This window comes from Lachnoanaerobaculum sp., assembly GCF_057250505.1.
Genome location: NZ_DBHIEQ010000028.1, coordinates 22819 through 28997, shown reverse-complemented (window position 1 = coordinate 28997; position 6179 = coordinate 22819). Strand labels below are relative to the sequence as shown.

The window sequence follows — 6179 nt, the reverse complement described above, 5'->3', positions numbered from 1 at the left end:
ATCATAAAAAAGAATCTTATCATTGCGTTTTCCTAATAAGTGGCTGTTTTTATAATTTTCAGATTGTATAAGGTCGCATTTTTTAGCAAGTATATTTAAAGAACGGTACACGTCATGTAGTTGGTAAGACGGTGGCTCCAAAAAGTCTGGTGCACATTTATAACTTGAGCGTTTACTGGAAGGTTCAAGTATTCTTGAGTAAATCAAATCTGATAAAATCGCGTTAATATCAAACTTGAAGCTATATTTATCCCTTACCTTTCTGCAAACTTTATCTAAGCCAAGTTTATAATAAAAGTATTGCAAAAACAGGTAGCCCCCACGATAGAAGACTTGTTGTTGAGGTTGAAGTCTTTTAGTGGAGTTAAAGGAAATATTTACTGTTTTTTCTTCTTTATATTTTTGTGTTTCAAGTTTTGCCTCAGCACGAGCCCATTCCATTACATCATCTCTGGTAGGTCCATGCTTTTTTAATAAATCAGCAAGCGTACCAAGTTTGCGTACATTAACAGAGGTGCTAACACCTTTGTCATTGATGAAACTTTTAGAAATATAGAATGACTCAGCGTTTTTTGATTTTGATGTAGTAACTTTCATAGGGAACCTCCAACTCCCATATACCATACAATACTATAAATACTATATAATAAAACGAAAATTCTGACAATTTTTTCGACCCAAAAATGTAGGCTATATGCGGGTTGTGAGACTTTTTTAAGGCTTATTTAGGTAAACAAACTGTCAAAGACCCGAAAAGTGGAACTTGGGTTAGTAGGGCGATAGGGAGTGTAGATTTTCGCTTTAAATATTTACAAAAACGTTATATTATGTTAGTATAAATACAACTAATAATGACGTCATGACAACATGATGTAATAATGTATAAGGGGAATAAAAATGAGAAAATTAAGATTCGTGAGTGTAGCTATGGCTATGATGATGGCCAGTACATTAGTGGGATGTGGTGGAGGAAATGAATCACAAAAATCCGGAAGAGGCGATAAGAATTTGAAAGTGGCTATTATATGTTCAGCAGCAGGACAAAATGATAATGGGTACAATCAAACTGCAATTGAAGGAGCAAAAAAAGCTGAAAAAGACTTTGGAATTGAATATAAGGTGGTTGAACCTACTACAGGGGTTCCGAAGGCATTGGAGAGTTTGGCAGATGACGGTTATCAGATTATATTTAATTTGGAATATGATTTTGAAGCATTGATTAATGGTACAGGCGGAGCAGATGCAATTGCTAAGATGTATCCTGATACAACATTTATCTGTATGAATGATAATCCAAACAAGGATAGTGAAGGAAAGCAGATTCACAATAATGTAATAAGTGTACTCTTTGATGTACATGAATCATCATTTGTTGCAGGTGCATTGACAACGCTTGTAAATGAAAATGCAAAAGAACTTTTTGGTGATACAGAATATAAGTTTACTTCACCTGAAAATGGTGGAAGATCTGTAGGATTTATAGGTGGAACAAACTCTAACGGTATTACAGTATTCTCATATGGATATATAGAAGGAATAAATTATGAAGCAGAAAAATTTGGTGTAAACTATGACTATTATTCAAAGTATGACGCAGGTTTTGCTGACTCGGCTACAGGAAGTACAGTGGCAGGTACATATTATAATCAGGGTGCAAATGTAGTATTTGCGGTAGCAGGGGCAGTAGGAGATGGAGTTGCGTCAAAGGCTAAAGAGGAAGGAAAACTTGCAATACAGGTAGATGCTAATAAAGATGCACAGCAACCCGGATATATACTTACAAGTGTTATGAAGAATACAGATGTACCGGTTTATGAAATTATAAAAGCCTCAATTGAAGGAAAGCTTGATAGTATGGATAGAGTACAAACATATTCTTTAGCTTCAGGCGCAACATCTATTACGGATTTAGCTGAAATAAGTAAACATGTACAAGATTCCGGAAAAGAAAAATGGGAAGAAATAAAGGCCGAAGTAAAGGATGTAGAAAGCAAAATTGCTGACGGAACTATTAAAGTAACTAATGCTCAAAATGGGGAAGAGTTTGATCAGAGTAAATGTCCTAATGTAAAAATAAAGTAACAGGATACTATATATGAAAAGTATAATTCAAACAATAAATTTGACCAAAAAGTTTGGAGATTTTGTCGCTAATAATAATATATCTTTGGACATAAAAGAAGGTGAAATAAGGTGTATTGTAGGAGAAAACGGAGCGGGTAAGTCAACACTTATGAATATGTTGTATGGCTTGGTTGCTCCAAGCTCCGGAAAAATACTTATTAGAGGTGAAGAAGTAAAGATGACCAACCCTCTTACCGCAATAGGAGTAGGAATAGGCATGGTACATCAACACTTTAAGTTAGTTTCCTCACTTACAGTATATGAGAATATTTTGCTCGGTGTGGAAATAAAAAAGAAAAATAGTCCTCTGATAGATAAAAAAGAAGAGATAAAAAAGGTTGCAAAAATGATTGAGGATAACCATCTTCAATTAAATCCAACAGATAAAATCGAAGATATTTCTATAGGTGAAAGACAAAGAGTTGAAATACTTAAAATGCTTTATAGAAATGTGGATATACTTATTTTGGACGAACCCACTGCTGTATTAACTCCGAAAGAAGTTGATGATTTAATTGCAACATTAAAGCTTTTAAAAGAGCAGGGAAAGACAATAATAGTTATCACACATAAACTGAGAGAGGTAATGGAGCTTGCAGATAGTATCACCGTGTTAAAACATGGAAATGTTGTTGGAGATGTTTTAAAACAGGATACTGATGAAAAAGAGATTGCAAGAATGATGGTAGGAAGAGATGTATGTTTGACAGTACAAAATGATAGAAAACATACTGTAGAAAAACAAGTAGTATATCAAGTTGATAACTTAAATGTATTAAATGACGATGGTAAGAAAGTTATCAATAATGTCTCTTTTAAAGTAAATAAGGGTGAAATATTTGGAATAGCCGGAGTAGAAGGAAATGGACAATCGGAACTGATAAAAGTATTAACGGGACTTATGGAAGCCGAGAGTGGAAATGTTATCTTATATGGTAAGAATGTGACAAACCGGTGGCCAAAAGAACTTAGAAAAGAAGGAATCGGTATTATTCCGGAAGATAGATACGCTACAGGGTTATGTAGAGAAATGAGTGTTTCCGATAATTGCATTGCAGGCTATCATGATAATAAAGAAATATTAAAATATGGCTTATATAACTCGAAAAAAATAGATGAAATAAGAGACAAATACATTGATGAGTTTGATATAAGATTAGGTGATAAGAATGGAGTTATAGGAAATCTGTCGGGAGGAAATGCCCAGAAAGTAATTATTGCAAGAGAACTTGCATCAAAACCTAAGATACTTATGGCTTGTCAACCAACAAGAGGAGTAGATATAGGTTCTATTGAATTTATTCACAATGAAATTCTAAAGTTCAGAGACCAAGGTAATACCGTTATTTTAGTATCAAGTGAATTATCAGAAATAATGAGTTTATCTGATAGAGTTATAGTAATGTATAAGGGGCAAATTACGGGAGAGATTTCTCCGACGGAAGTGTCAACAGTTGAGATAGGTCTTTTGATGGCAGGAATAAAAGGGGAGAATAAGCATGAGAAATAACAATGAAACTTTAAAACATATTATAAACTCATTAATTCCGGTTATTCTTGCATTTGCCCTAGGTGCAATTATTATTTTGTTTACAGGAAACAATCCGTTATATTCATATTGGATTTTGCTAAAAAAATCATTGTTTACAAGTAAAGGATTTTTGGATACCCTTCATTACGCGTCGCCATTGATTCTGACAGGACTTGCAATAGCGGTGACGTTTAAGGCTAATGTATATAACATGGGAGTGGAAGGACAGATGCTCTTGGGAGGATTTTTTGCAGGATTGGTAGGGTCAAGTATATCATTTGGAAGTCCTTTTATAGAAAAGTTTATTTGCATAATAGTTGCAATTATTTGTGGAATGGCCTTTGCCATGATACCTGCCATATTAAAGGTGAAATGTAATGTAAATGAAATGGTAGTAACTCTTATGCTTAATTATGGAGTTGTTAAGGTTTTAGAATTTTTAACAACAGGTGTTTTTAAAGATAAAAGTGCCGGATATGTAGCGACTCCAACTATCAATGATATAGCTATGTTTAGTAGATTTGGCAAGTCTAGAATAACCGCTTTCTTTGTCATTGTTATTATTGTATTGATTGTGATGTATTTTATTATGAAAAAGACAAAGCTTGGATATGAAATAACAGCAATAGGAAAAAATCCGGAGTTTGCAGAAGCTTGTGGAATGAATGTTGGAAAAAAAATAATGGTCATTATGTTACTTAGTGGAGCGCTTTCAGGAATGGCGGGAGCTGGGTGGATGCTAAGTGATCAATTCAAGTATACTTTAAGTTTTTCGGGTAATCCGGGATTAGGCTGGGACGGTATGTTAGTTGCTTTACTGGGTGGACATACTCCAATCGGTATATTGGTAGCCTCAATATTTTATGCGGCATTAAAAACGGGTAGTGACAGTATAAATATGTATACTTCAGTACCAAAGGAAATTGTTGCATTAATTCAGGGTATAATGATTTTACTTTTGGCAGTAAAATTTTTAAAAGAAAAGAAATAGAATGTATAGTAATAAACATAAAATGGAGGAAGCACAATGGCTCTTCTAAATAGTATTTTATATGATACAGTTTACCATAGTGCACCAATAATACTATGTGTAATAGGTGGAATATTTGCATATAAAGCTAATGTTTTGAATATAGCACTTGAAGGAATGATGTTAAACGGTGCATTTGTATCTGTGTTAGTTATGTATTTTACAGGCAACATTTTTTTAGCATTATCTTCAGCTATACTAACAACTTTGATTTGGGGATTGATTTTTTCTTATTTTGGAGTGAGTGGATCCGGAAATGTAATAGTAATTGGACTTGGAATAAACTTTATTGTACCGGCGATAGCTAAATTTACTTTGAATATGATGAGAGTGTCAAATATAAGCTTGCAAAATATTAGCGTATCTGATTTTAAGATACATATACCTATTATTGATTCAATAGATATTGTAGGTAGCATTTTGAGTGGGCATACATTTATCACATATTTGGCATTTATAGGAATCATAATTATGTCAGTTATAATGTATCAGACAAAATTTGGAATATATGTAAGAGTTGTGGGTGAAAATGAAGAAGCAGCAACAAGTTTGGGACTAAAAACCAAATTATATAAGTATTTGGCAATTTTACTTGGGGCATTATGTGCAGGTTTGGCAGGCATAAATTTATCTTTGGAACGCATGTGTATGTACACAAACGATATGACTGCAGGAAGAGGCTTTATAGCAATTGCAGCAATTTATTGTGGTGGGGGAAAACCTTTAGAATCATCTTTATATGCAATTCTTTTTGGCATATCAAGAGCATTGGCTGTGAATTTGAGTATCAATGCAGGTCCTATGGCAGGAATATTTGATACTATACCTTACATAATAATGGTTTCAGTACTTGCAACAGTTTCATATATGAAGTTTAAAAATGTAAGGGTAAGAGGATATACTTTTTAGAAAGGTGAAAAGATGAAAACAGCACTTCTAATTGTAGATATGGTTAGAGACTTTACGGATCCTAATGGACTGGTATTTTATCCGGAAAATAGAAAGATATTGCCGGAAATAAAAGAGGTTCTTGAGCTGTGTAGAAGTAAAAATTGTCTTATAGTATATTTGCAGCATTGTAATAGAGCCGGTAAGTTTGATAAGAAGGCTGCAATAATGCGACCTAATTGTATAGAAGGGACTTTTGGAGTAGAAATCGACCCGATGCTTGAGGTAAAACCTGAAGACTACATTATACAGAAGAGAAGATATAGTGGATTTTTAGGAACAGATTTGGACTTGGTTTTAAGAGAAAACAACATAGAAAACTTGATTGTAGTAGGTACTAAAACAAATTGCTGTATCAGAGCAACAGTAACAGATGCTTTTTATTATAATTATGAGCCTTATGTAGTTAGAGAATGTGTTGCAACGAATTCTGAAACAGTAAATGAGGTTCATTTAAGTGATATTGATAAATACTTAGGCCATGTTGTAAATAAAGAGGAACTTAAAAATATGTTTTTACAAGGTGAATTATAAAAGGTGAAGATG

5 protein-coding genes and 1 pseudogene are annotated in these 6179 nt (G+C 33.5%); 5 read left to right on the top strand and 1 reads right to left on the bottom strand.

The features are described from left to right. Window positions 1-597: pseudogene (locus tag ACO6FI_RS10900) on the bottom strand (IS1634 family transposase); the annotation flags it as partial. Between the two features lie 300 nt (window positions 598-897). Between ACO6FI_RS10900 and ACO6FI_RS10895 the strand changes: the two are divergent. Genes ACO6FI_RS10895 through ACO6FI_RS10875 form a run of 5 tightly spaced genes read left to right on the top strand, consistent with a single transcriptional unit; the run spans window position 898 to window position 6167 of the window. Beyond that, window positions 898-2082 (top strand): BMP family lipoprotein, encoded by a 1185-nt coding sequence (locus ACO6FI_RS10895; protein WP_485457353.1) that lies wholly within the window; start codon window positions 898-900, stop codon window positions 2080-2082. Window positions 2083-2095: 13 nt separating this feature from the next. Further along, window positions 2096-3634 (top strand): ABC transporter ATP-binding protein, encoded by a 1539-nt coding sequence (locus ACO6FI_RS10890; protein WP_274969233.1) that lies wholly within the window; start codon window positions 2096-2098, stop codon window positions 3632-3634. Beyond that, window positions 3624-4646 (top strand): ABC transporter permease, encoded by a 1023-nt coding sequence (locus ACO6FI_RS10885; protein WP_485457352.1) that lies wholly within the window; start codon window positions 3624-3626, stop codon window positions 4644-4646. The genes ACO6FI_RS10890 and ACO6FI_RS10885 overlap by 11 nt, the downstream gene beginning before the upstream one ends. A gap of 36 nt (window positions 4647-4682) precedes the next feature. Next, window positions 4683-5594 carry an ABC transporter permease gene (locus ACO6FI_RS10880; protein ID WP_485457351.1) on the top strand — a complete coding sequence of 304 codons (912 nt, stop codon included), beginning with the start codon at window positions 4683-4685 and terminating at the stop codon, window positions 5592-5594. A 12-nt stretch (window positions 5595-5606) separates the two neighbouring features. Next, window positions 5607-6167, top strand: a complete 561-nt coding sequence (locus ACO6FI_RS10875; protein ID WP_485457350.1) for a cysteine hydrolase family protein — start codon at window positions 5607-5609, stop codon at window positions 6165-6167. The last annotated feature ends 12 nt before the right edge of the window (window positions 6168-6179 follow it).